22 protein-coding genes are annotated in these 25,766 nt (G+C 30.2%); 3 read left to right on the top strand and 19 right to left on the bottom strand.

Annotated features, from left to right (window positions below):
• Position 1 precedes the first annotated feature (1 nt).
• The gene (locus ACVHXK_RS05120) at positions 2-1,006 is read right to left on the bottom strand and encodes an ABC transporter permease (protein ID WP_461205292.1); all 1,005 of its coding nucleotides are present in this window, start codon (positions 1,004-1,006) and stop codon (positions 2-4) included.
• Entirely contained in the window at positions 978-2,537 is a 1,560-nt protein-coding gene (locus ACVHXK_RS05115) for a sugar ABC transporter ATP-binding protein (RefSeq protein ID WP_461205291.1), read from the bottom strand. The genes ACVHXK_RS05120 and ACVHXK_RS05115 overlap by 29 nt, the downstream gene beginning before the upstream one ends.
• A gap of 397 nt (positions 2,538-2,934) precedes the next feature.
• Here ACVHXK_RS05115 and ACVHXK_RS05110 point away from each other — a divergent pair, with 397 nt between their 5' ends.
• Positions 2,935-3,267 carry a DUF1292 domain-containing protein gene (locus tag ACVHXK_RS05110; protein ID WP_461205290.1) on the top strand — a complete coding sequence of 111 codons (333 nt, stop codon included), beginning with the start codon at positions 2,935-2,937 and terminating at the stop codon, positions 3,265-3,267.
• A 120-nt stretch (positions 3,268-3,387) separates the two neighbouring features.
• Here ACVHXK_RS05110 and msrB read toward each other — a convergent pair whose 3' ends face one another.
• The 11 genes from msrB to ACVHXK_RS05055 form a co-directional block, all read right to left on the bottom strand.
• Positions 3,388-4,407: a peptide-methionine (R)-S-oxide reductase MsrB gene (gene msrB / locus ACVHXK_RS05105; RefSeq protein ID WP_461205366.1), complete on the bottom strand. Its 1,020-nt coding sequence runs from the start codon at positions 4,405-4,407 to the stop codon at positions 3,388-3,390.
• A 414-nt stretch (positions 4,408-4,821) separates the two neighbouring features.
• Positions 4,822-6,507, bottom strand: coding sequence for a PASTA domain-containing protein (locus ACVHXK_RS05100; protein WP_461205289.1), 1,686 nt, complete (start codon positions 6,505-6,507; stop codon positions 4,822-4,824).
• Positions 6,508-6,688: 181 nt separating this feature from the next.
• A complete protein-coding gene (locus ACVHXK_RS05095; protein ID WP_461205288.1) occupies positions 6,689-8,458 on the bottom strand; it encodes an ABC transporter permease in 1,770 nt (589 codons plus the stop codon).
• 9 nt (positions 8,459-8,467) lie between these two features.
• Positions 8,468-9,394 carry an ABC transporter ATP-binding protein gene (locus ACVHXK_RS05090; protein WP_461205287.1) on the bottom strand — a complete coding sequence of 309 codons (927 nt, stop codon included), beginning with the start codon at positions 9,392-9,394 and terminating at the stop codon, positions 8,468-8,470.
• A gap of 430 nt (positions 9,395-9,824) precedes the next feature.
• Positions 9,825-10,661 (bottom strand): sulfurtransferase, encoded by an 837-nt coding sequence (locus ACVHXK_RS05085; protein WP_461205286.1) that lies wholly within the window; start codon positions 10,659-10,661, stop codon positions 9,825-9,827.
• 86 nt (positions 10,662-10,747) lie between these two features.
• Positions 10,748-11,590: a serine hydrolase gene (locus ACVHXK_RS05080; RefSeq protein ID WP_461205285.1), complete on the bottom strand. Its 843-nt coding sequence runs from the start codon at positions 11,588-11,590 to the stop codon at positions 10,748-10,750.
• Positions 11,591-11,680: 90 nt separating this feature from the next.
• Positions 11,681-12,511 carry an NlpC/P60 family protein gene (locus ACVHXK_RS05075; protein ID WP_461205284.1) on the bottom strand — a complete coding sequence of 277 codons (831 nt, stop codon included), beginning with the start codon at positions 12,509-12,511 and terminating at the stop codon, positions 11,681-11,683.
• Between the two features lie 33 nt (positions 12,512-12,544).
• A complete protein-coding gene (locus ACVHXK_RS05070; RefSeq protein ID WP_461205283.1) occupies positions 12,545-13,330 on the bottom strand; it encodes a serine hydrolase in 786 nt (261 codons plus the stop codon).
• Positions 13,331-13,503: 173 nt separating this feature from the next.
• Positions 13,504-14,115 carry a GTP pyrophosphokinase gene (locus tag ACVHXK_RS05065; RefSeq protein ID WP_461205282.1) on the bottom strand — a complete coding sequence of 204 codons (612 nt, stop codon included), beginning with the start codon at positions 14,113-14,115 and terminating at the stop codon, positions 13,504-13,506.
• A gap of 132 nt (positions 14,116-14,247) precedes the next feature.
• On the bottom strand, positions 14,248-15,459 hold the full coding sequence (locus ACVHXK_RS05060; RefSeq protein ID WP_461205281.1) for a sensor histidine kinase: 1,212 nt from the start codon (positions 15,457-15,459) through the stop codon (positions 14,248-14,250).
• Entirely contained in the window at positions 15,456-16,130 is a 675-nt protein-coding gene (locus ACVHXK_RS05055) for a response regulator transcription factor (RefSeq protein ID WP_461205280.1), read from the bottom strand. The genes ACVHXK_RS05060 and ACVHXK_RS05055 overlap by 4 nt, the downstream gene beginning before the upstream one ends.
• A gap of 336 nt (positions 16,131-16,466) precedes the next feature.
• Here ACVHXK_RS05055 and ACVHXK_RS05050 point away from each other — a divergent pair, with 336 nt between their 5' ends.
• Positions 16,467-16,721, top strand: a complete 255-nt coding sequence (locus tag ACVHXK_RS05050) for a hypothetical protein (protein WP_461205279.1) — start codon at positions 16,467-16,469, stop codon at positions 16,719-16,721.
• A complete protein-coding gene (locus tag ACVHXK_RS05045) occupies positions 16,702-17,463 on the top strand; it encodes a UPF0236 family transposase-like protein (RefSeq protein ID WP_461205278.1) in 762 nt (253 codons plus the stop codon). The genes ACVHXK_RS05050 and ACVHXK_RS05045 overlap by 20 nt, the downstream gene beginning before the upstream one ends.
• 51 nt (positions 17,464-17,514) lie before the next feature.
• Here ACVHXK_RS05045 and ACVHXK_RS05040 read toward each other — a convergent pair whose 3' ends face one another.
• From ACVHXK_RS05040 to lpdA, 6 genes are all read right to left on the bottom strand, one after another.
• Positions 17,515-19,941: an EAL domain-containing protein gene (locus ACVHXK_RS05040; protein ID WP_461205277.1), complete on the bottom strand. Its 2,427-nt coding sequence runs from the start codon at positions 19,939-19,941 to the stop codon at positions 17,515-17,517.
• 347 nt (positions 19,942-20,288) lie between these two features.
• Positions 20,289-21,806 carry a 4Fe-4S dicluster domain-containing protein gene (locus ACVHXK_RS05035; RefSeq protein WP_461205276.1) on the bottom strand — a complete coding sequence of 506 codons (1,518 nt, stop codon included), beginning with the start codon at positions 21,804-21,806 and terminating at the stop codon, positions 20,289-20,291.
• Positions 21,807-21,897: 91 nt separating this feature from the next.
• Positions 21,898-22,458: a class I SAM-dependent methyltransferase gene (locus ACVHXK_RS05030; RefSeq protein ID WP_461205275.1), complete on the bottom strand. Its 561-nt coding sequence runs from the start codon at positions 22,456-22,458 to the stop codon at positions 21,898-21,900.
• A gap of 67 nt (positions 22,459-22,525) precedes the next feature.
• Positions 22,526-22,792 carry a cysteine-rich small domain-containing protein gene (locus ACVHXK_RS05025; protein WP_461205274.1) on the bottom strand — a complete coding sequence of 89 codons (267 nt, stop codon included), beginning with the start codon at positions 22,790-22,792 and terminating at the stop codon, positions 22,526-22,528.
• 248 nt (positions 22,793-23,040) lie between these two features.
• Positions 23,041-24,039: a lipoate--protein ligase gene (locus ACVHXK_RS05020; protein ID WP_461205273.1), complete on the bottom strand. Its 999-nt coding sequence runs from the start codon at positions 24,037-24,039 to the stop codon at positions 23,041-23,043.
• Complete coding sequence (lpdA, locus tag ACVHXK_RS05015) at positions 24,029-25,699, bottom strand: dihydrolipoyl dehydrogenase (protein ID WP_461205272.1); 1,671 nt, start codon at positions 25,697-25,699, stop codon at positions 24,029-24,031. The genes ACVHXK_RS05020 and lpdA overlap by 11 nt, the downstream gene beginning before the upstream one ends.
• Between the last annotated feature and the right edge of the window lie 67 nt (positions 25,700-25,766).

The raw sequence follows: 25,766 nt of genomic DNA, 5'->3' as shown, positions 1-25,766 counted from the left end.
TTTATTTAAGACCAAACTCTACTGAACTTCTAATTCTCTTAGCCTTTTGCTCAAGTAAAAGTTTAGATTGTCTTACAATTGAAGCTCTGTCAATTATTACTGCTGCTAAAAGTACAATACCTTTAACTATATCGTATACATACGGAGATGCCTGTATAAGATTTAATCCATTATCGATTAGTACTAAGAAAATAGCCCCAATAACACTTCCTATAATAGTTCCTGAACCACCTGATAACTTTGTACCTCCAAGTACTACAGCCGCTATAACAGTAAACTCATAACCAATACCCATACCAGATTGTAATCCTCCAACCCTTGCTATAAGTATTAGTGCTGTAATCCCTGTGGTGACGCCCGCTATAAGATATACCCCTACAGTAACAAAACTAACTGGTAAGTTTGACTCTCTTGCTGATTGAGCCGAGTTCCCTATAGCCTTTACATATGTACCGAATCTTGTTTTAGCGAATAGGTATAACCCAACTGCAAATATAATAATAAAAAGTATAATTGGAACAGGAATTCCAACTATCTTCCCATTACCTAAAAAACCTATTTCTCTAGGAACTGGAATATTTTGTGCAGCTGTTAAATGTATTGCCATTCCTCTATACATAGTATAAGTTGCTAAAGTTGTAATGAGTGGGCTCATCTTAAATCTAACAACTAGCAACCCATTTATTGCCCCTAAAAGAGATGCACATATTATTGCTGCTGCAAAAGCTAATGGCACAGATCCATTTGTTTCTAGTATCTTTGCAAATAATGATGCTGTAAAAAACAAAATAGCTCCAACAGATATATCAATACCACTAGTCAATATTACAAAAGTCATTCCAACAGCCATAATTCCAGTAATACTTGCTTGTACAAGTATGCTTTGAATATTACTAAATGTAGAGAACACCGGTGATAAAAACGACAAAATTATACCTAAAAATATTGTTGCCAGTGCTATTGCAAGCCATTTTTTACTAGATAGAAATTTCTTTATTTTGTCCATCATTTACCTCCTTCTCTTCAGCATTTTTATTACTATTTTCGTATGCAGAGCTTGCTGCAAGTGAAATAATTTTTACTGAATCAAATTCACTTCTATCAAATTCACCAACTAGGTGACCTGTTCTCATTACCATAATTCTATGTGATAACTGTAGTAATTCTGGCAAGTCTGACGAAACTACAATAACTGCAACACCCTGCTTTGCCAAGTCAATTATCATATTATGAATATCATATTTAGCCCCAATATCAACACCTCTAGTAGGCTCGTCCAATATACATATTTCAGGTTTTGTAGATAACCACCTTCCAAGAACTACCTTTTGTTGATTTCCTCCACTTAAATTACAAACTTGTGATTCAATATGAGGTATAGATACATTCATTTCCTCTACAATTTCTTGAGCTTTTTTTCTCTCACCCTTAAAACCAAATCCTTTAATTTTTCTATTTACAAAGACGTCAATACCTGCTGCTGAAATATTTTCTTTAACTGGTCTAACAGCAAAAACCCCATTTGTTCTTCTATCTTCAGTTACAAAGCATACTTTATTTTTTTTCATTTTAGAAACTGTTGTAGGAGATACTAATTTATCACCTAAGTATATATTCCCTGTTGATTTTGTTATACCAAAAATTGCTTCGATAACTTCTGTCCTTCCAGCTCCCATTAAACCAGCTATCCCTAGTATTTCACCTTTTTTAACAGAAAAAGAAATATCATGAAAATCATATGAGCTCAAGTTTTCAACTCTTATAGCCCCTTCTTCTCTTGGTTTTCCTATTTCTATATTTGATTCTCCAATAGTTCTTCCTACCATCATCTCTTCTAATTTGTTTCTTGGTACATCCTTTAAATATCCTTGTCCAACCTGCTTACCATCTCTAAGGACAATATACTTATCACTAACTCTATATATTTCATCCATAAAATGAGAAATAAAAATAATAGATATTCCTTTTTTCTTTAATCTATCCATAATAACAAATAATTTTTCTCTCTCTGGCGCAGTTAAAGATGTTGTTGGTTCATCAAGTATTAATAGTTTGTCTGCATGTAACAAAGCCTTTGCTATTTCTACTACTTGTTGTTTCCCCGCACCTAAAGATTCTACTGTGGCTTTTGTATCAATATCAATACCTAAAAAATCTAATTGCTCTTTAGCTATTCTGTCAGCCTCTTTCCAATCAACCTTACTTGCTCTACCTGGTAATTGGGTAATACAAATATTAGCTGATACTGATAAGCTTTTAAATAAGCTTAATTCTTGATGAACTGCAGAAACGCCATGTTCGAAAGCGTTTACACACTGAACATCAACACCATCAATTAAAATTTCTCCATCTGTCGGCTTAAGCAATCCACATAACATGTTTTTTGTTGTTGACTTTCCTGCACCATTTTCACCCACCAGGGCAATAATTTCTCCTGGATAAACATCAAAAGACACACCGTCAACTACGGTTTTTCCAGAAAATGATTTTTTGAGATTCTTAACAGATAAAATCGGTGTCGCTCCTTCTTTTTGCATTTTCCTACTCCTTTCCCCTAAAGAACATATCATAATTGTTTCTGCTAGAAATTTAAGTTAAATATATTACTTTATGTATATATTACTATAATAATAGTATATTGTAAACAATATACAATAAACATTTTATTTAACATATTTCTTTTATATATCCTATTGTATACGATATATTGTTCATTGTAAACAATATATTATCCATTTTTTTATAATTTACAGTATTTAATTCCATTGTAAGATGTCAAGTGTTTTCGCTGTTACTCCTTTGTTTCTTAGTATTCCAACTAACTTTTTCATTACTTGCAATTTAATCTTTTATGAATTAAAATATAGAAACAACCTTATAAGGTTAATTCTATAAAATATAAAATTCACTTAATTTTTACGGAGGGTTAAAAAAATGGATAAACACGAATGTAATTGTAACGAAGCTCATGATGAAAATGAATGTAATTGTGAAACTGGATGTAAATGTGGGTGTGGCCATGATCATGAAGAAATACCTATAATAACACTAGCATTAGATGATAATAGCGATTTAGATTGTAATGTCGTAGGAATTTTTACTTACAAAGAAAATGATTATATTGCATTAGTCCCAGTAGATGAAGAAGAAGTTCTATTCTATATTTATCAAGAACTAGGTGATGAAATGGTACTGAATAATATAGAAGATGATGATGAATATGACAAAATAGCCCACTATTTTTCTGAAATAACAGATGGAAAATAATAATTAGTAAAATATCTTATAACAAAAAGAGCATCTCAAAATTTATTTTGAGATGCTCTTTTTGATAGGTAGATATTCTAAAACATAACCTTTTGAAATTATCAACTATATGTGTTTTAGCTAAAAAAGATTTTTATAATCTCCATACCCTGCTTTTTCTAAATCATCCTTAGGTATAAATCTAAGTGCTGATGAATTCATACAGTACCTAAGTCCAGTTGGTTCAATACCATCATCAAAAACGTGACCTAAATGTGAACCTGATATTTTACTTTTGACTTCTGTTCTAATTGAAAATAAACTTCTATCCTTTTCATAATCAATAAAATCATCATCTATTGGTTTTGTAAAACTTGGCCAACCAGTACCTGATTCGTATTTATCTATAGAACTAAATAAAGGTTCTCCTGATACTAAGTCTACATATATACCTTCTTCTTTGTTATCCCAATATTCATTATCAAAAGCTGGCTCTGTTCCGCTCTGTCTAGAAACGCTATATTGCAATTCTGTTAATTTTTCTTTTATTTCCTCTTCTGGTAGTGTACTATATTTTTTCATTTTATCATCTCCATAAATTATAGTTTCAAAGTCTCTATTATTATCATCCCAAATTTCTTGTAAATAATCATCTCTTCCTGATGCATTTCTATAGTATTTGTACTTTAGATTATTTTTTAAATAATAGTCTTGATGATATTCTTCTGCTATATAAAATTCATTAAAACTAATGATTTTAGTTACAATAGGTTGTTCAAATATATTTGTTTCTTCTAATTGCTTTTTTGATATTTGAGCAATTCTTTTCTGCTCTTCATCTTTATAGAAAATAGCTGTACTATATTGCTCTCCTCTATCTACAAATTGTCCTTCTGCATCTGTGGGATCTATTTGTTTCCAAAATACATCTAAAAGTACATGGTACGAAACTATTTCAGGATCATATATAATAAATACTGATTCTAGATGTCCTGTCCCACCGCTTGAAACCTCACTATATGTAGGATTAACAACATCGCCCCCAGTATATCCTGAAACTACTGCCTTTACTCCATCTAATTTTTCAAAGGGACTCTCCATACACCAAAAGCATCCTCCTGCAAAAACTGCTGCTTCATATTTTTTATCATCGTATTCTATAGTAGTATTATTTTCATCATTCCTTGTAATTATTTTATCTTTATTAAAAACTATTAAGAATGTTAAGGCTACTAATATCAATAGTATTAAAGTTATCTTACCCTTGTTTCCCTTAATACTTTTATTCATAAAACTACCTCCTAACTGACCTGTATTTATTATCAATTAATAATTGTTATCAGTTTAAGTATAACCCAGTTTTTTCAAAAAGTAAATACACGCTATTAAAAGGTTTTATATTTGCAAATTCATAATTCTTTATAATAAAAATAAGCTACGCAAACATTAGCGTAGCTTATTTTTATTATATTTTTCCCTTAATCTCAAAATCAATATCACTTTGTATTAAAAATAGTTTTCTTAAACTTTAATATCTGCTTTTACCGTAATCCTAATTTTCAGTATAAATTTTTCTTACGGAGTTTCTACTATCTCAGAACTATTGCCGCCTTCTAGACTTCCATATAGTACAATTGTACTCCCATATGCAACCGTAGTATTTTGATTTATTGATTGTTTAATTACTACATCTGAATTTTCTAATTGGAATTCTACATTCAAATTATTAGCTTCTGACATTTGTTGCACTTGTGCTTTAGTTTTATTTATAAAACTCGGTACTATAAGAGTTTTCTCCACAGGATTATATTTTAACGTTATAGTGGCACCTTCTTTTATCTCACTTCCAGCTGCAACGCTTTGGCTCCATATCTCTCCATTTAATCTTGCTGGATTTTTCTCCTCTACAAATACAAGCACTATACCTAAGTCCCTGGCCATATTCTCTGCCTTATCTCTAGTGATTGCAGCATCATATGTAGCTCCATCTGGTGCTACAAAATCTGGGACAAACAACGTCTTTCCAGATGATATTACAACAGAAATAACAGCATTCCTATCTACATACACGTTCTTTTTATCCTGCTTTAACACAGTTCCCACTGCTAAATCATTCTCAGTGTATGTTGTCTTTATAGTGAGTCCTGCCCCTTGTGCATTTTCTTTGTCCATCCATTGTTCTAATTCAAACTTTTGCATACCTGTATAATCTGTAATAGGAATCTTATTACCTAATGAATACCTCAGTTCAACCATTGTATCCTCAGTTATTAATGTCCCCTCTTTTACACTTTGATATATAAAATTACCTGCAGCCGCTGATGAATATTTTTGGACTACAGTTACAGCAATATCTAATTGTGCTGCTTTTGCCGTAGCTTGTTCTTGCGATAATGAACTAAAGGATGGCATGAATTTCTTAGGTCCAAGTGAAACTACCAGTTTAATCTCATCCCCTTTATGTACAATTTCATCTAAGGCAACACTTTGTGAAATAACGCCTGCTAGAGGTACATAATCATCATAATCTTCTTCAATTGTTAACTTTAATTCATTTTCTTCTGCAAATATATTACTTGCTGCTAAATCCATGGTTTTAAAATCTGGTACTTTTATCTCTACATTACTAGCATCTTCGACTCCCTTTGATACTACTATATAAATTGGTGTGCTTCTTTTTACCTTATCTACTACTGAATCATCATTTATTTCATATTTTATAACTTCTCCTAGTGGAACTTCCTCACTAAATTCAGTACTTATCCTAACCTTACTCATTTTATTTTCGGTAGCCCAGCTATCGATTTGGGCTTTAGTCATATTCATTATATCTGGCAGATCAAATTCTTTAGTCATATCAGGGCCTGTTGAAAGCACTACTTTTATGATATCACCTTTTTTTACATGGTCACCCGCTACTATACTTTGGGAAAGGATTTTTCCACTATCCACAGTATCGCTATATTGCTCTTCTGTTTGTGGAGTAATTTCATTTTCTTGTGCCCATAGCATAAAATCAGTTTTTGTCCAATTTGTAAAATCAAATACTTCTGTTTTTCCCATTGCTAAAAAAACATATATGATAATTGCAATTATTACTATTCCTACAAAACCAAACCCTATTTTGGGACTAAATTTTCTATTTTCTTTTATTTTTTTATTCGGGGTTACCCCTTCATTTTTCTCTATATTTTCTACTAATTTTTCAGATTGGTTATTTTTTTTACCATACATTTCTAAAAAATTGTTATCATTATTCATAGGCAATCTCCTTTTTTTATAATACAATATACTCTTTAGTTTTTTAAATATCATAATGGTAATATATTGGAAATATATTATTCAAACTTACATCTATACATGTCCAAAACTACTCCCCCAAGAGTTCTAGACATGTATAAATTAAGTTTCAATTAATATAGTATTTGTCTTCATCTAAACTCTAGTTCACTATATCTTTTTTCTTAAAGAAATAAGTTCCTAAAGCTACAAATATTACTGATAATCCAATTAACAATGAAACTCCGTACCCTGTTTTGGGGTCCACTCCACCCGGCAGATACATTCCTTCTGTAAATATTAAAGGCATATTGATGTATGGTACAGGTGTATATACTATCCACTTAAACTTTTCACTAAAAGCAATAATGCTCATTAAAATTAATGACCCCGCAAAGCAAATCAAAGGAATTGCTACTGATAAAGCCGTACTTCTTGTAACTATAGAAAGTAAATAAGCTACAGCTGCACCAAATATTATTGTAACCATACAAGCTAATATTTTTGGCATAATAAAGCTAAAAAAGCTAATTCCATTTATTCCACTTGATATTGAATAATTAGGATATGTCAAATCTGCAAAGCCATATATAAAACCATTCGCTAATAAGTTTAATATAACAGAAATGCCATAAGTAGCTAAAAATACAATCAATATAGCAAAGAATTTAGATAAAGCTACTTTTTTTCTAGTTTTTGGCCTTATTAGCAGCAATCGAATAGTCCCTGATTGAAATTCTTTTGCAATAGATTTACCACTTACTATAGCAGCGACTACGGCAAAAAGTAATGAATAAAATAGAAATCCAGTAACTTTATTTCTTGTGCTATCTTTAACATAGTTCATATCTGGTTTTTGCGTTTCAAGAGAACTATTTGCAACTAAAAGCTGCTCACTATATTCATTTATTTGTATTTCAATAGCCTTCTTATATTCATCATAATTATCATACCGTTGTTTCAATCCATTATTGTCATCGTTATATTCTTCTTGTGATACTGCTTCTGTATATTTTAAACTCTGCATAGCTCCTTCTTTATTCCTTAAAGCTATATCTTGCCATTTATTTGAGCCAGGAATAATGTCATGTTCTAATCTGTACTGCATTATAGGTAATTGTATTTCATTGATATTTTCAATACTAGTTCTAATTCCCTTAATTGTTTCTTCGTAGATCTTTTCATTTTCTGGTTTTTCAATTATATCTTTTTCTATCTGCTCAATTTGATCTTTATACTCTACAAGTTGGTTATTGTAATTGTCAATCTCATAATTAAAATAAGCCTCGTGATTATCATTATCAATTATATCACTTATAGTTTTAAGCTGTTCTTCATCTTCTTCATATTTTTCCATTCTCTCAATTTCGTCCATATCATAGTAAGTTTCTAAATAACTAGAATCACCAATATTTTGAGTAGATATATCTTTGCCAAAATACTCATCTTGATACATCTCTTGATTACTAATTATTAATTGCATTTCTTCAATGCTTAAATCCATATGGTCAAGTATAAACATTGATTTTAATAATTCATTCTTTTCATAAACCAGATTCATTCTGTAATCTTCATAACCAGTTAATTTTACAGCCACATCTGCATAAGAATTAATCATCATATCAAGATATTCTAATTTTAAGTCAGATTTTTCATCTGTTGCATTAGCTTCAACCTCTTCTTTTCTATATACCATATCTTGTATTTCCCAATAAAGAGGTGATTCAATAGGTATGATTACTCCATTAACTTCTAATTCTTCCTCATAGCCCCCATAATAGTTATCATTATTCCCAAAATTAACAAGCCCTAATAATGGAATTGCTATGGCACCTATTAATAATAAGCATAATAATACTATCTTACCTTTTGTACCAAACATATTCTTGATTTCAATACGTATTTGTTTTAGATATGCATTTATGTTTTTCATAATATCACCTTACCTTATTTGGCCTTTCGTTCCATTTGTAATCGAAATAAATTCATCTTCTAGAGTTCGTTTTTTCTGAGTAATCCATTGTATATCTATTCCTTCTTTATTAATCATCGTTATCATTTTTTGTGTTTCATTTTCCTTTATGGTAATTGCTACTTCTGATTCGACGAGTGTACATTTCATATCTGAGTCTTTAAATATTTCTTGAACTTTTTCATTATCTGAAGTAGTAAGCGTATAATCTATGAAGTTCTCTAAATTGCTTTCTTCCGAGCCTTCGCCAATTTTTCTTTCACCAATGAACTTACCATTATCAATTACATATATCTTGGTACACATAAGTTCTATTTCTGCTAGTAGATGACTTGAAACAAGTATCCCTGTACCTGAATTCTTAGCTAGAAATTTCAACAAATCTCTCATTTCCTTTATACCAATAGGATCAAGACCATTTGTAGGCTCGTCTAAAACAAGAAGTTTTGGTTGATGCAATAGCGCTTGCGCAAGGCCTACTCTTTGCCTCATTCCAAGAGAATATGTCTTAACTTTATCATCAATTCTATCGCTCATTTTAACAAGTTCTACTACTTGGTCAATTTCTTTTTTGCCAACATCATCATACATAGATGCATAATATTCAAGATTAGCTCGTCCAGTTTTTTCTTTATACAAATCAGGATTTTCAACTATCGCTCCTACGTCTTTCATAGCCTCTTCAAAATCAGTCTTTACGTTTTTACCACATATGCTAATTTCGCCTTCTGTGATATTAAATAATCCCATTACCATCTTAATTGTAGTAGTTTTTCCTGCTCCATTAGGCCCTAAAAACCCCACTATTTCACCAGAATTCACCTTAAGACTTATATTGTCTACTATGGTCTTACCTTTAATAACCTTGGTAAGGTTTTCAACCTTTAATAATTCCATAATCTTACCTACTTTCTGAATATTTTATGATTCATTTATTAGCTTTTAATACTGCTAGAACAGATTTAATTATAAAGAACTAATCTTACAAATTTGTTAATATAATTCTTACGAATTTCTTAAAATTTCATTAAAGTAACTCAACTTAAAAACAGACAAATTATCTAACATTATTCTTAACAAAATCACACAATTTATTATATCATTTTATATCACATAATTAATATCTTTATGGAAAACGTAACCTAACTGTAACCAGATTTATTCCATCGAAATACATAATATCAACAAATTTTAATATCTTACTCAATAAAAATTCAAATATTTCTTATAAAACAAAATCAGCCACTTTAGTGCCTGATTTACAGTAGTAGTTACTTATTTATATTTTTATTCCTTTTAGATTAATTATTCTTATTTTTAAAGTAAATTAGTATTCTTTCCCTTGAGTTACGATGGTATCATCATAACTAATCCAATCACTCATACTCCCTACATAAAGTCTAACTTTATATGAAATTTCATCTAAAATGAGAAAATTCACGGCACCATCTATACCTGACCCACAATACACTATTATTTCTTCTGCTCCTTTTACAAATGAGAAATTTTCTTTTAAGAGGTTTACATCCTTTAAAAATCCTTTCTCATCTATATTATAATGCCACGGAAGATTATAAGAAGTGGGTATATGCCCTTTTTTACTATATAGAGGTTCATATTCACCAGTGTATCTATTTTCATCTCTAGAATCAATCAGAATAATATTTTCATTATTCAATGCTTGTTTTACATAAGATATATCACAGAAAATATCTTCATTTATCGCTTTAACTATATTTCCATTTAATTTTTTGTTTGGTATATTCTTTGAAGTAGGGAACTCCAATTTTCTCCATTCTGTTATGCCGCCTTCTAACACATATACTTTTTCTATACCTAGGTATTTAAGTTGATAAAATGCTCTACATGCGCTATAAAGTTTTTCATCATAAAAAACAATAGTCGAATCTGTATTTATACCTATATCTTCAAGTTTTTTTATAATAACAGCTAGGTTAGGTAAAGGTCTTGCGCCTCCATGGCAGCCTGCTTTATCTGAAAGGTCTACATTAATATCTAAGAAATACGCACCTTCTATATGATTTTCCGTATAATCTTTTAGTCCTACACTGGCATCGAATAAATTAAATCTACAATCAATTACAAATAGATTTTTATCCGCAATATGATTTTTAAGCCAATTACAACTTACAATATTTTTCATTCTCCAATTCCTTCTTTCAATATTTTTTATAACCTAATTATACTATATACAGGAATAAAATAGATAAAAATAATACAAGAAGTAACTTATATAAGCTTTCCTCCTAATGCTAAATACTGATCAAATATCAATCTACTAACCTTAGCACTAAAAACAGTTGCAGGATGTTCAGAATAATACATTGTATCACTAAAATTTTTGTTGAAAAGTACAATTACATACTTCCCATAAGGCGTAGATACTATGCCGCCATCATTTCTACAAGCATCCATACTACCACTTTTAGAGGCAACATAAATAAGTTCTTCTTCTCCTGTATCTTCACTATCTAAAAAAAATGGTGGAAAATCCTTTGTAATCGCAGTATTATAGTGTTGTTTCTTAAATATTTCTAGCATACTCTTTGAAGCTTCAGTACTAATCAATTCTTCATTACAAATCATCTCGAAAATTCTTCCATAATCATGAGGAGTTGTAGTTCCTAACTTATCGTATTTTTCAAAATTGATTTTATTATGTAGAAGGGTATCTTTAAATCCTTTAGCTTGAATAGATGTATTGATTGTATCAATTTTTAGATAGTCAATCATCATATTAGTAGCAATATTATCGCTAACAATAATCATTAAAGTTGCCACATTAAAAACAGATAAACTAGTGCCATATTCCAAACTTCTTATAACACCACTTCCATCTATTTCATTTTCCTTATCATATATCAACATATCACTTAATTTTTTATTTCCTTTTTCAACTTCATCGAATAATGTAGCTAAAATAAAAGTTTTTATGCAGCTAGCCGTTTCATATTTCTCGTGTATGTTTATTTCTAATTTATTACCCATAAAATCGTTAATATAAATTCCCATGGTACCATCATAGCTAGCCAATTCCGCTTTTATTCTATCTTGTAAGGTTATTCCCTTCACATGTATCCTTCCTTTTCTTTGCAATATTTCTAACTCAGCTTTGAAAACATTCACTTTTAATTTAGATTTTTAAATATTAACTTCATATTACTAAAATAAACTTCCTGCTGCTTTAAAAATCTGAGGTAAGTCTTCTCTATAATCAGAATCAGCTGGGTTCAAACTATTTATAACTACTCCGTCGCTACCATTTTTACCTGTAGAATGCACAATTTTATCGTTACCTATATACATAGCAACATGCCCCTTATAAAAAAGTAAATCTGCAGGCTTTATATTTTCAAATTCTATCTCATGTATTGGAAATCCTTCAACAATACTTGCATCTCTATATATGTCTATTCCATTAAGCATATACGCCATAGAACACAAACCAGAACAATCAATTCCAAGGGTAGTCTTACCGCCCCAACGATATTGAGTTCCCATATAGCTTAGGGCAGCGTCTACAATATCCTTACGTAATTTTCCTTCCTGAGTAATATCCCACTCATTAATATAATTAACAATAAATTTATCCTTTATATAACCTTCTCTACCGTCGCATAGCAAAACTTTAACCCAACCATTTTGGTCTGCTTTTTCAAGAACTACAACTATTGCTCCTTTAGTTAAACTAATCAAACATATCCCTTGAACCTTTGGCAGAGATAATATATCCGCATATCCATGCAAAATTACTTTTTTATCTCCTTTTTCCCAAAATTTAATTTTATCTTCATCTAATATTAAATCTGAACTATGTACATATCCTGTATATCTATAATGAGTCTTAATTTTATACCAGTTTAAATCGGACTCCTCTAATATTTCTACCTTCATTCCATATATGGCTTCGTCTAATAACTCACTTTCCCTAGTTTCTTTTCCCCTTAGTGATGCTATAGCTTTATTTACTAATGCGTACTTAATGTCAATCAACACCTTTCTTAAAATTTACATAATATTTTATATTCATTTGTTTGCATAATACTCATATACTAATTTTGATACTCTGCCTATCCATTTCTTTCCGTATTCTTCGTCTGGTGCCTCAGTTACAAAAGCTCCAAAATAATAATTAACATCTTTCAGATAAAAAATACCTACATCGTGTTTTAAAAAATCAAGACTTCCTGTTTTATGTGCTACTACAATTTCATCATTTATATAACGCATAGAAAGTCCTTTAGCTCTCTGTCTCCTTAAAACACTAATTGCATAATAACCCAAATCAGCATTTAACATATTTCTATCAAAAATAGCTTTATAAATAGTCTTCATGTCACCTGCAGAAGTATAATTATTTTTACCATTTTTTATAGCCTGAAAGTCAAGCATCTTTCTCTCGAGTATCGTGTTTTTTAATGAATGTCGAACACAAAAATCATTTATCCTATCCATAGTAACAAAGTCAATCAAACAATTTGTGGCAGTATTGTCACTATTAATAATCATCCAAACCAATAGTTCATCTAAAGTATATTTTGAAGGCCCATACTCAAAAACTTTCGAATCATCTAGTATAGAAGCGTCAGAAACCTCTATTATAGAACTGAGAGAAACCTCTCCCCTATCTACCATCTCTAATATAGCAATCATAATAGGAACCTTGATGATACTAGCTGAAACCATTTTGTTTTCTGAATTATACGAAACCAAATTTTCATTATTATCTAAATTTTCAATAACTAAAGATATATTTGCATAAGACTCATTTATTTCCTTAGTTATTTCTGATATCAACTCTTTCTTGTCCATGCAATCATTACTCCTTAGCCTTTTCTTTATAATCCAAAGCTACTTTTTCATCAAAACTATCACCATCAGTAATAGCTGCTAAATCTCCTACTTCAGTGTAGTCAGTACCATCATAAGAAACAAAAGTATTTGGTGTTATAGTATTACTTATACGAACTTCTGGATTAGTTAGTTTAATCTCTTACAACTTCTCTAATTGTTTGCATAGAAAGATCTACTGATGCAATTTCATCTGCACATCTTTTTAGCTCTTTTTCTATAGTTTTTGTATATTTTATTGTGTGTTTATATTTGATTTGGTGTTCGAGACTAGCCCAGCAATCTAGGGCTATTGTACGAATCTGGATTTCCACAGCTATACCTTCTAGCTCAGGTGTATTTACCTCTACTATAAGATGGTAGCTCCTATAACCGTTCTGTTTTGGATTGGAAATATAATCCTTTTCTTTTATTATTTCAAAATCCCTCTGAGCCTTTATAAAATCAACAACATCATAAACACTATCCATAAAACTGCATACAACTCTTATTCCTACAAGATCTGTAAGATTCCTAATTGCTGTTTCTAAGTCTGTTTCTAGCTCTTTTTTAAGCAGCTTATTTCTTACACTCTTAGCTCCTTTAATTCTTGATTTACAATGTTCTACAGGATTTTCTCCTGTTTTATTTTTCTGATTTTGTTTATACATTTCAATCTTTTCTAATACATATTCCTTGGCAGATATTAACTCATCTAGTTTATCCTGATAAAAATCTATTTCTTCCTTCTCTATATTATGACCCAATTTATTGCCTCCTTTTTATTGTAGTGTTAATTGTGGAATGTGAAGTTAAGAATCATTTGCTTCAGTTTCCATTTCTCACACCTAAATCTTCAATATTCAACCTTGGCACCTCACAATTCACTCTTCACACTTTTATAAATTAGCTGTTATTACGATAGATTTGCCATCTTCACTTTTGGCTGTTATTTTTCCTTTGTTTGCAGTTACTATTGTTTTAGCTATAGAAAGGCCTATACCAAAACCTCCTGTTTTGCTGTTCCTTGAAGCATCAGCACGATAAAATCTATCAAATAAAACATCAAGGTTACCCTGCTTAAGATTATCTGCTTCATTACTCACAGAAATTATATTTTGTCGTCCCTGCTTCTTTAACGCAACTTTTATCTCGCCTTTATCGATTGAATATTTAATTGCATTATCTAAAAGTATAGAAATAAGCTGCCTAATTGACTTTTCATCACCTTTGTAAGTAATATCTTTTTGGATATTTAAAAAAATCAATTTCCCCTGAGATTTTGCTAAAGAAAAGAAAGGCTGAACACTTTGTGTAATGGCATCTGAAAGGGAAAAATCAGTTATAATCGCCGAAGTATCATCTTCTTCCATCCTTGCTAGTGACACAAGTGTCGTAGTTAAATCCGATAGTCTTGATACCTGATTTTTAATACTTTCCGTCCACTCACTGTCACCCTTTTCCAACTCCAAAACTTCTGCACTTGCATTTATAATTGCTAGTGGCGTTTTAAGTTCATGGCCTGCATCAGTAATAAATTGTTTCTGTTTTTCAACACTTTCTGCGACAGGTTCTATAACTTTCTTAGAAAAAATCACAACAAGTAAAATAACAGCTACTGCCCCTATAACTGAAATTACTATACTATTAAAAGAAAATATTTGCAAGGTTTCTATTAATTCAGTACTATCTAGAAAAACAATAAACTTGTCTCCATCTTTATCCACAGCCTTGTACCTATATACTCCTATATAACCTTTTGAACTATTGCTCTCAATTACTTGTAACGCTAGAGCCACACCGTCCTCCGGACTTATGGCCGCTATCTTACCTGTATAAATATCTATTACTTCATTATTTGAATTAATTTTCACAGTAAAATATCTTGTACGAAAAGGAGTTTCTGCACTTAAATTATAAACATAATTTTCCAGTTCGTTAGTATCAGGAAAATACCCTTCATTCTCAATTATTATATCAATAATTCCATTCACTTTATTATTAACTTCCATATAATTAAAAATATTTATTGAAAGCATTATAGTAGTTATAACGAAAATGACAGAACCCATAGTTATGAAAATAAACTTTCTTCTTAATTTTTCAATCATTTTAGAACCTCCAATGAATACTCTCCATTTCCAAATTCTTCAATATGCACATCTGCATTCAAAGATGAAAGCTTTTTTCTAAGATATGAAATATAAACCCATACAATATTTGTCTCCGCTTCACTGTCATCTGCCCATATTTTCTCCATAAATCTCTCAGTTGTAATAGAATGTCCTGGATTAATCATCAGCATCTCAAGCATTTGAAATTCTTTGTTTGCAAGCCTAAATCTTCCATGCTCTGAAGAAATTTCAAAATTTGATCGGTTCAAATTGACACTTCCTACTGTTAAAGTAGACTTTGTAACTTCACTTTGACTTCTTGTCATAGTTCTAATTCTAGCTAAAAGCTCTTTTGTAGCAAAGGGTTTTGTAAGATAATCATTTGCTCCACTATCAAGACCAGCTACTCTGTCATCAATTTCTGCCTTTGCTGTTAACATAAGGACAGGAACATTATCTCCTTTTGCCCTTATAGTTTTTAATACAGTTATTCCATCTATTTTTGGCATCATTATATCTAATATTACTCCATCATAATTTTCAGTTTCAAGATACGCTAGTGCTTCCTCTCCATCATAAGCAGCATCTACTGTATATTTACTATATTTTAAAATGGCAACTAGCGCTTTAGATAGTTCTTTTTCATCCTCCGCTAAAAGTAATTTCATCTTTTTCAACCCCTTTTTAAATTTATGTTAAATCAGTTTTATAACTATATACATAATACTATAAATTCCTTAAATATAGTTTAAATTTAAGGAATTTATTTAATAATAACCTTGTTGTAACTAAATAATTCTACACTACTGTAAAATTATTTAATAATTTCTTAAAACAAAACAATAAATCAACATAAGCTTGGGGACTTAGAGTATAATTTTAGTAGGCAAAGATAGTATAAAATACTACAAAAAATATTAAAGGAGATGCAAAAGCATCTCCACAATACATAAATTATCCATTATAATGAAAGTTGCGAAGCAAACATTAAGGTGGCGAAATTTATGTACGAATTAAGTTTAAATGAAAATGATTTAAGTTTCAAGAGTTTAGAGAAGAAACAAACTTGTATAAAAACAATCATGGGTCATATGTCAATAAATATGGTTGAAAGTATTTTAAGAAATGTAACAGATGTTTCTTATCAAAAGACTCCAAATAATATTGAGCTTATGTGTAATCAAAATATTAGTCACACGGCAGTGTGGCATGTAGTTCAAAAGTTTAGAGAAAAGTTAAATGAAAAAGAGCAAAGATAAGCCGAAAGGATCTAAAAGAAAGAAAAAAGAATTAAAGTTAGGAATAACTTATGAAGGTTGGAAAAAACGAAGCTATTGCAAAAATCAATATATAGTTGAGAATAAAATAGCTTGTGCAAGTTTTGAGAATTCAAGAAAGTTCAAGCAATTTTCAGATGCTACAATTGCAGAAGTCTATAATATGGATGAGATAGAAACGCGTATTGTTAATGGTGATGGTGCTAAGTGGATAAAAGCAAGTATGGGTGAGGAAGATGTGCATTATAAGCTTGATCCTTTCCATAAAAGCCAAGCAATTTCGAGAAATGTCCGGGATAAAAAAGAAGCACATAAATTAATGAAATTTTTTCATAGTGAAAAAACCAAAGAAGGTTTTGAAATGATAACTCAAATGTTAATAAGAGATAATTGTGATGAGAAAAAATATAATAAGTTAGTTAATCTATATAATTATTTTGCTGAAAACAAAGCGGCTTTAGTGCCATACCATTTAAGAGAAGAAATACAGTTGCCAGAACCTCCAGAAAGGCTTATGTTTAGGAATTCAGGAACAATGGAGCATAATATTTGTGCCGTTTTGGCTCAAAGAATGAAAGGTCGTAAAATGAGTTGGTCTATTAATAGCGCAACTAATATAGCGAAAATTTTAGCTGAAAAATTTAGTAATATGTTATTTGATAGCATTGCTGAAACATGTCATTGTGAGATGACGAAAAATAAATTTGAAAAGATATATTGCTAACTTTTACTTGACACAATCTCATTATCATGATTACTGGTATTCAACTTTTATTTACTTACTTTTGCTTAATTCTTCTTTTATCAAATTACTTATAGTTGGTTTACTAAAATAATATCCCTGACCGAAATCACAATTAATATCACTTAAAAATTTAAATTGCTCTTCAGTTTCAATTCCTAATGCTCCAACTTCAATATCCAAGCTTTTTGCTATATCAACAATAGTCATTATTATTTTCTTATTATTATCTTCATTCAAATGATCTAAAAAACTTTTGTCGATTTTAAGCTTTGAAACATACATATTATTAAGGGCAGATATAGATGAATATCCTACTCCAAAATAGTCTATCGTTATATTTACCCCAAAACTACGAATGTGTCTCAGTATTTTTCTTAAATAATCCATGTTAATTCCAGAAATTGTTTCTGCAACTTCTAGTTCTAAAAATTTAGCCTCAAGCTTAGTTTCATCTAGTATATTTCTTATAATCTGAGAAAAATTTGATTGCCTTAATTGTATTACTGATATATTAACAGAAGTAAAAATTGGCTTCCTACCTTTTAATTGCCACTCCTTGTTTTGCATGCAAGCGGTTTTTAAAACCCAGGCACCTATTTTATTTATATCCCCTGTTTTTTCTGCAAGTGGTATAAATTTTGATGGCGATATATTCCCAAGCACTGGGTGCTTCCACCTTATAAGCGCTTCTACCCCAATCATTGCATAAGTATTCATATCAATAATTGGTTGGTAGACTAAGTAAAATTCTCCTCTTTCTAAAGCATTCACTAGTTGGTTAGATAAAGTAAAATCTTCAGAAAAGTTTTTCCCCATATATGAATCATAAAACACTATTCTATTTTCACCATTTCCTTTATTTTCTTTAGCCTTATTGATTGCTAAATTCAAATTCTTCATTAATACTTCTACATCTTCTTTATTATTTTCAACCTTAGAAATTGCTATACTGAGGTTTACATATATATTATGGTTATCTATTTTTATAGGTTCACTAGTATTTTTAATAATGGCTCTACCAATATATTCTAGTTGTTCCCTGTCCAATTGCTTATTAATTATTATTGTAAATTCATCTCCACCTATCCTTGAAACAACACCTTTATTTTCTATGGTGCTAATCAACCTTTTGGCTATTTCTTTAAGAACTATATCACCGGAGAAATTTCCAAGGGTATCATTTACATTCTTAAAGTCATCTATATCTAAATAAATTACTGCAAAATTTGTATTTCCATTATCTATTTCTTTCTTCAATTTATTAACAAATGACCATCTATTATTCAATCCTGTTAGTGTATCTTTATAAGCTAATTCATTTATCAGTTTATCTCTTTTTTTATTTTGCGTAATGTCACTTAATATTGCAATGAAATTACTAATATTCTTATCATCATCCCTAATAGACGTAATGTTCAAATATTCAATAAAAATATTTCCATTCTTATTTTTATTATATAACTCACCTTTCCATTCATCTTTTTTCAAAATAGCTTTCCACATGTTTTCGTAGAATTTTTTATCATGAATGTTTGATTTTAAAATCCTAGGATTTTCACCTATAGCTTCATTTTTTGCATATCCCGTTATTTTGGTGAATGCATCATTTACCCATTCTATAGTTCCATTTTTATCTGTTATCATTATGCCTTCAGCCATTTGAGCCATTGCTTTCTCTACGAATATCAGTTCATTTTGAATTCCTTTTTTTTCACTAATATCTGTGAAAGTAATCATTTTGCCTATCTGTATCCCATGGCTAAGAACAGGATAAAAGGATAAATTCAAATCTGAAATAGTCCCTTGATTAATCTCATTTTTCCCCTCTTTAGTTATTATAACTCCTTTATTCACTTCATAGAGAGCCTTGTTTATATCTCTTTGAAGTTGTGCATTATTCGAAACTATATATTTAGGATCCCTATTTATAATATCCTCTTTTTCTAATTGAAATAATTCTAAAAAACTCTTGTTACAATCTATTACTTTATTGTCATTATTCAAAACTAAAGTTGCCAAATTTGAATTTAAGAATACTTGATAAAAAAATGTATTGTCAGTTCTATTTAAACTCGCATCAAAAATCAAAGAATACAGGTACTGTTTTTTTTCAATTTGTACAAAAGTATTATAAACTTCTACTTCTCGTATATCACCATCTGCTAACTTATGTTTAAAATTAAAAAAGTTCCTTTTTTGATTCTTAGCAAGTTGTATTTCATTATGCATTTCTTGTTCACTAGATATACTAATATCATCGATGTTTAGTTTTAGAAATTCACTTTTTGAATATCCATAATATTCTAATGCTCTACTATTGACATCAACTATATTTCCAGTTTTTGAATCAATTACAATCATAGTAAATCTATCATTACTAAAAAAGTCAACAGGCAAATTCAAATCTTCAGATATTCTTTTAGCGAATAATTTTACATATTCATTTGTAAAACTCATATTATAGCCTCCTTATTTTAGTATCTAAATAGTACTATTTTAGAAATCCTTAAGTTAAATCCATTTAAGTTTAATATTTACTTAACCTTAATTAAATAATATCATAAAACCCACTTATCAACAATGCTATTTTATCCCATAATTCGCATAGAAAGTAATTCTTTTACTTGTCCTAAAGAATTTGTATAAATAAATTAGCCAGCTATATTCCTAATTTCTTAGAATCTAACAGGCTATGTTTTTTAACATTAGTATTAAATTTATTGTTTAATTCTTAACATTATATTTTTCATAAATAAAAACTGCCAATGAATATTTCTACTCACTGTCAGTTTTTTTATTATTATTTATTTCTCTAAACTTTTTTCATCTAATAAGTAGATTTTATCAGCATATTTAGATTCATCTGAAGTCTTTAGCTCAGAATTTTTAGCTAGTTTTTTAACTTGAGCTCCTGATACATTGGGTTTGACAATGCATCCAGCTCCCGCCACACAGCCTCCTGGGCAAGCCATTCCTTCAAGTAGATATCCATCATATTTACCTTTTGTAGCATCTTTTAGCATTTCCTTGCATTCTCTTAGTCCATCTGCAGCCTTCATTTTCACTTTTCTATCAGGGTGTTCCTTCTCTATCAAGTCAGCAACAGCTTTAGCAACTCCACCTGCTACTGCAAATCCTCTTCCTGAACCCGTTGCTTCATTACTTAAACTATTATCTGTATCTATTATCTCCACTTCTTTTGATGCTAGTATGCCAGATAATTCTTCAAATGTAATTACAAAATCAACTTCACTTTTCACACTTTTTCTAGAAGCTTCTAATTTTTTTGCACTGCATGGTCCAATGAAAACAATCTTTGCATTTTTATTTTTTTCTCTCACTAATCGAGCAGCAAAAACCATTGGCGTTAAAGCCATTGAAATATTTTCCACATTATCTGGATATAATTTTTTAGCCATAACAGACCATGAAGGACAACAGGATGTACCCATAAAAGAAAGTTTCTCTGGAACATTTTCTAAGAAATCTTTAGCCTCATCAATTGTACAAATATCTGCTCCAATAGCAACCTCAATTGCATCTTTAAATCCAATTTGAAGCATTGCTTTTTTAAAATCATTAAATCCAATATTATTTCCAAACTGCCCCCTATATGCCGGAGCCACAATGGCTATTACGTCTTCCTTTTGATTAATTGCCTGGATTAATTGGAATATTTGACTTTTGTCTGATATTGCTCCAAAAGGACAATTTACCAAACACATTCCACAGCTAACACATTTATCGTAATCTATTTCTGCTCTACCGTGTTCATCAGAATGTATTGCATCTACTCCACAAGCTGCTGCACATGGTCTTTCATGTTTTATTATTGCAGAATACGGACATGCTTTAGCACATAATCCACACTTGATACATTTTTCCTGATCAATAACACTTTTCCCTTTAACCATACTAACAGCATCCTTAGGACAAACTTCTACACAAGGATGTGCAAGACAACCACGACACATATTTGTAACTTCATAACTATCTGTAGGACAAGAATCGCAAGCAAATTTTATAATATTTATAAGTGGTGGTTCATAATATTTCGAAGGTTTTGTTGCCTCTTGTAGCCCTTCTGTAATTGGTCTTGGTCTATCATTTGGCCTCATATTAAGTCCCATGGCCAAACGTATACGTTCGCTGACTATCGCCCTCTCTAGAAATATACTTTCTCTATATTTACCCATTTCTCCTGGTAGAATTTCAAATGGAATGTTTTCAATTCTATCTAAATTGTCTTCAAAAGCCATTTTGCTTACGGCTGTAAAAACTTTGTGTCTAATATTAGCAAGTGTTTTATATTCGTATTTCATGATAACTCCTTTTATATATTGTTTTTTGAATCTTTAATACAATTTATTAGTAACTTTTATTATTTACTCTTAACATTAGCTAATTTATTATCTACATGTTGTTATTTTCTAATATTAACATATAGAAATTATCTCCTAGGTCGTACTCCTTAGACAGTAATATATTCTCTTTCAAAAAATACCCAGTTGCCTCATCAGAGCTTAAACGATGTGAAGCTGGCGGTCCCATTGGAGTATCTTTCTTTTTAAAGTCTACTACCATGACTCTTCCTTTTTCTTTTAGGATTCTTTTAATTTCTATTATGAATTTAGGGATATCTTTTATCTCATGTAGTACCGTCACAAGCATAAACAAATCTACAGCGCTATCCTCACATTCAATACTATCCTTTTCAACTTTAATAGTTTCTACATTGGTTAATGATTCTTTCGTAGCTTTTTCATTAATAATCTCAAGCATTTCTATGCTTATATCCATTGCAAGAACTTTGTTTTCAGTTATCTTTGCGGCTTCCACTGTGAAAATCCCAGTTCCAGCACCGTAATCACACACCAAATCATTTGAAGTAATTAGAGCTTTATTTAATGTGTTTTGAATATCTAACTCTCTAACTCTTTCTGCGTTTTCGAATTTCGTATGTTTTTTACTCATATTATTTCCTTTCCTTCATTCCCTTTTAGTTTATGGTTCTGTTTTCAAAAATTATTTTCCCATATAGTTAATATCCCTTGATAAAATAGGAACCTTTTTCTAATACTAACTTCATTTTAGACATTATGTATTCATACCCTTCTTCATCATGTGGTTTAGTACATTGTGAGCAATCTTTCATATCATTTGTTATTTTGTAATTTCCACCACATTCATCTCCTAACATATATAGTGGGCAATAACAAAACAAACAATTGAATTTATCTTCGTCTACACCTTTATGACAAGGAAAATATTCACACTTCTTATTCTGATTAAACTTGTAATGGTCCATAAGCTGCTCCTTCCTATTGAAATTCTAACACAATTAATCAATAGCATTAACTAATTAATTTAGCTTATATCACTCCTTATATTGGAATGATATAATGATTGCATATATAGATACTTTTGTAAAGACCTTTAATTTAAATAGTGACTATCTTTTTTGATAGTCACTATTCCTTCAACATTTATTTTTAATGCTTAATTTTCTGAATAACAATTTCTTTCATATTCTAGCTACTAAATTGTATTATTCAATCACTTCTCAGCTATCCACTTTTGGATTTCCAGTATAATTTCATTACCATATTTGTCTTTCAGTTGGTCTAATTTACTTATAATGCTTTCATTTGTAAATTTTACTCCCTGCAACTCTTTTTTCATATCCAAAACTAGCTTTGGATTCATTGCATCAGAATAAACTTGTACTTCATTGACATAAGAATCTTTTAAATTAAAAAGAAATTCAATATCTCCAAAATCAAATCTAGTATGGAACTCTATCTGAAAATTAGGAGTCTGTCCATATCTCCACTGCCAAGAAGAATACTTCTCATAGATACTTTTTAATTCATCCTTAGATTCATCAAAACTTTTTACAATTGTCTCCTCGATACTAGCATAATATTTTTCTGCAAAACTCTCTATTAATGCTTGGCTTAACTTTTCTATAGTCAACTCAGGATTTATATCTTTAAGGTTAACCACTCTTGATTTTACAGATTTAATTCCTTTAGATTTTATTTTTTCTTTGCTAACGTTAAGATACTGAGCCAATTTTATCATATCTGCAGAAACTAACAGTGTACCGTGATGATAACATCTATCCTTATCATAATAAAAAGCATTTCCGGAAAACTTCTTTTCATCTGTTACTATATCATTTCTTCCTGAAAATTCCGCCTTTATTCCAAGCTTATTAACAGCATTAATTATAATCTTTAATTGTTTTTCAATACTAAATAAGTTTTCTTTCATAATGAACGTAAAATTCAAGTTTCCCAAATCATGATAAACTGCGCCTCCACCAGATAGTCGCCTCGCAAGTTTTCCCCCATCCTCTTCTAATTCCTTATACCTACATTCTCTCCAAGGATTTTGATTTCTTCCAATAACAACAGTATTCTTATTTTGCCATAAATACAGTAGTACTTCATTGTCCTTAACATCATAAAAAAGATTTTCTTCTAGAGCCAAGTTGTACCATGGGTCATAACTTAAGGATTTAACAATTTTTAATATAGGTCTACTTAGCAAAATGTAGAGCTCCTCCTTCTACTGATAAAAAACCTTCATATATTACTTCTGCTGTAGTTGGATGTGCAAATATTGTTTCTGTTATTTCCTCTGTAGTTACACCATTTTTCATAGCAACAGTTAATGTAGAAATTAAGTCAGCAGCATTTAGTCCAACTATAGATGCACCTAATATCTTATTAGTCTTTTTATCTTTTACAATTTTAATAAATCCTTTATCATCTCCCATAGCAAGCGCCTTTCCATTTGCAGCATATGGGAATTTACCAACTTCGATATCTAACTCTTTTTTAACTGCATCTCTTTCTGTCAGTCCAACTGAAGCAATTTCAGGGTGAGTAAAAATCGCACTTGGAACAACATTATAATCCATCTCTTTAATTTCTCCCATTATATTTTCTATGGCTACTATACCTTGATGAGAAGCTACATGAGCAAGTTGAATTTTATTAGTAACATCACCAATTGCATAAATGTTTTCAATATTAGTTTGCATTTTACAGTTTACTTTAATTCCTCTTTTATTGTCATTTAACTGGATTCCTGCTTTATCTAAACCTAAATTCTCTAGGTATGGTTTTCTTCCAACAGCCATTAAAATTTTATCTGAAGTTAAATATTTTGATTTCCCATCCTTTGTGAATCTAACTATAATTTTATTATTTTCAGTATCAATTATTTCTTCAACTTTAGAAGAAATATATAATTTAATTCCTAATTTTTGAGCAGCTACTTCAATTTCTGAAATGACATCATCATCAAGAACTGCAAGTATTTTATCCAAATATTCTACTACAGACACCTTAACTCCAAAAGAAGCAAATATGAAGGCAAATTCCATACCTATAACTCCGCCGCCAATTATAGTAAGTTTTTCAGGTAAATTTTTCATGTCTAATATTTCTTTACTTGTAACTATTTTTTTAGAATTCGCTCCTGGTATTGGAAGATTTACCGTTTCTGATCCTGTAGCTAGTATAATATTTTTACTATTGATACTATATATATATTCCTCTGTTTCAGCTTCAACCACGTTATTACTTTGTAATTTTCCAGCACCTTTTATTAGTTTAATGCTATTCTTTTCAAAAAGATATTCAATTCCACCTACAAGTCTATTCACAACTGTATTTTTTCTATCAATAACTTTTACCATATCAACATCAAAATCATTTGCAATTAATCCATAACTTGCAGCTCCTTTTATTTCATTAAAAACTTCAGCAGAGCGAACCAAAGCTTTTGTAGGTATACATCCCCAGTTCAAGCAAGTTCCACCTAAACTCTCTTTTTCAACCACAACTACTTTTGCGCCCATTTTTGCAGCTTTTATAGCAGCAACATATCCGCCAGGCCCTCCTCCTATAATTGTTATATCACTATCAATCTTTTTAATTCTTTTCGAATTCTCTTCAACTATACTATCAACTGCTGCTTCATCAGCTCTTTCAATGGTAAATAATAAATCATTAATTTTTACGTTGTCGCCCTCTTCTACTTCTATACTTTTTATAATTCCTGAGAACTCAGCTTTAATCGATGTGCTTCCTTTTTTTGTCTCTATGGTTAATAGTTCTTCATCTTTTTCTATCTCATCACCTATATTGACACTTATTTTACCTACTGTTCCTAGTTTTGCATTCTTTATTTCCATCAACATTTTTGTACCTCCATATTTTCTATAGTTACAAAAACAAAAACCAGCTTCGAAAAGCTAGTTTTTATTT

This window comes from Clostridium sp. DL1XJH146 (genome assembly GCF_054819755.1).
This window is presented reverse-complemented; position numbering and strand designations above follow the sequence as displayed.